General features: G+C 60.5%; 2 protein-coding genes. One reads left to right on the top strand and one right to left on the bottom strand.

The annotated features are described in order from the left end of the window. Positions 1 to 598: 598 nt before the first annotated feature. On the bottom strand, positions 599 to 775 hold the full coding sequence (locus MKK55_RS09535) for a hypothetical protein (RefSeq protein ID WP_243934424.1): 177 nt from the start codon (positions 773 to 775) through the stop codon (positions 599 to 601). A gap of 716 nt (positions 776 to 1491) precedes the next feature. On the opposite strand from MKK55_RS09535, the gene MKK55_RS09530 reads away from it, so the two are divergent. Then, positions 1492 to 2076 (top strand): CHASE3 domain-containing protein (locus tag MKK55_RS09530; RefSeq protein ID WP_243934423.1); only part of this gene is annotated, 585 nt, incomplete at its 3' end.

The following is a 2076-nucleotide window of genomic DNA, read 5'->3' as shown; positions in this document are numbered from 1 at the left end:
CCGCGCGCAACTCCACAGCACGCTCAATGGGTCGTTCGGACTGCTCAATGCCACCAACCTCGCACGTGCTCATGCACGGATCGAGGACCGTCGCGCGCAGGGCAAGGTGGTTCGGGAAGGCTTCGACGATTGACCCGCCAGGAAGCGCCCCGGTTAGGGCCGGTCATCGCCTGAACGGATTGCCGGGGCTCGCGTTTTCATCTTTCTGAGGCAGGAGGGATGATGCTGAGCGACTCGCAATGGTCTGAACTGGAGCCCCTAGTGGCGGCGTCTTGGCCTTGGGCCGGCACGCCTCCACCAGGGGCTCCAGTTCAGACCATTGCGCGTCGCTCAGCATCATCCCTCCTGCCTCAGAAAGATGAAAACGCGAGCCCCGGCAATCCGTTCAGGCGATGACAGGCCCTAGACGTTGACGAGCGCATGGTGTGGCGGATGATGCGTGGAGAGACCGTCAGTCGAACACCGTGTCACGAGCCCTAGCGCTGATATACAGCTTACGCGCACCGAAAAGCCCACGCAGCGAATGCCGGCGAGCTAAGTTGATGAAGAGTGCTTCGGTACGTGCATCGTACCCGCCGCGGAAGGCCGCTGAGCGGCGTCAAGCCGTCTCGGCGGCTTTCTTCCGTTCCTTGGACTTCCCGACGCGGGTCTTGGGTGCCTCGGAGATCGTCTCTCCCGTATCAGCAGCCTTAGCGGCCGCCTTGCGCCGTAACTGGCCGAGGCCGAGTGAACGCGCCAGGTCGGAGCGCTGTGCCGAGTAGTTGGCCATCGTCATAGCGTAAATATCGCGGGGATACCGCGTCCCGCCGGCCGAACAGACTGAATATAGCAACGGCTAAGAATTTTCATGATGCGGGCTCTGATGGTTCCCCCATTTGTGCGAGGGCCAGCGTCTCAGCGCTCTCAGCGAAGGCGTAGAGCGTGGCGACTGCGGCCTGTTTAAGCACGTTGGTCGAACCGGGCGCAGTCTCCATCGTGATCGCAGCGATGCGAGCGGCGTGGATGGTAGCGCGGAGGCCGGCGTTGTCTGCGGCGCGTTCGTTTGGGCTCACGGCTGGACCTCGTCGGGACCTGCGACAGTACGGCAGGCTCAGACCATGCAGTGGGTCTTGAAACAAGCGCTCATGCGACCCAGAGGATGATGTATTTCCGGATAATTCTCGGATAGAATAACGTCGATTTAGAATTAATTTTGCAAAAACTATCAAATTTGTGAGCTAAGCTCATAATTATAGGGCAATTAGCCCTACCTATTTGCATGCATAAGTAGAAGAAAATGACGCGGGTTGTATCAGAAGAATTAACTGCGCCGACTTTTGATTTAACCGGTCCTGAAGTAGAAAGTGGTCTTTCTGTCGCAAGGGCTGAATTTTGGAAGGGTATACCCGCCCTCGTTGACACTAAGGTTCGACTTGCACAAAAAAACGGTGCGGAGGCCCACCCCCCCGTGATCGAGTATCTGCGCGACTTGGAGATCATCGCTCGCTCAGAATGCGAGTCCCGCGAAACCGTACAGATTATCGCCTCCGGTCGGCGGCTGCTCGGAGACAAGACCGAGATTGCCCCAGGCAACGGCCCATTCAGTCGGACCTGAGCAGCCTGGAGCCCTACCGCGCGGGGCGGCCGGCCCTGGACCAGACGATCACACCTTTGAGGACCTTGATCGGCAACGATCCCGAGCGTTCGCGTCTGTTTGCCGATGCCGTGACGGCAGCGCGCGTTTGGCAAACCGACATCGGCGAGACCGCGATACGGCAGGCCGCGGATCTGAAGACGCGACCGGATGGGGTGCGTATCGAGGCCGAAGGCAGGGGCAAGCAGTTCTTCGACACCCTGCGCAGCAAGCTCATCGCCATCGACAATCTGGAAGAACAGACTCGTGCGGCACAGGCCGCTCGCGTCACGCAGGCCGAGCGCAACGAGAGCCTCGCGCTCTGGGGCGCGGCCCTGATCACGCTCCTGATCTGCATCGGGATCGGGATCGCCATCAACCGCGTGATCGTCCGGCCGCTCGGGCGGGTGATGACCTTCGTCGAGCAGGTCGGTCAGGGCGACCTGTCCGGGACGCTCGGGGAC

Source organism: Methylobacterium sp. J-059, from assembly GCF_022829485.1.
Taxonomy (GTDB): Bacteria; Pseudomonadota; Alphaproteobacteria; order Rhizobiales; family Beijerinckiaceae; genus Methylobacterium.
This window is presented reverse-complemented; position numbering and strand designations above follow the sequence as displayed.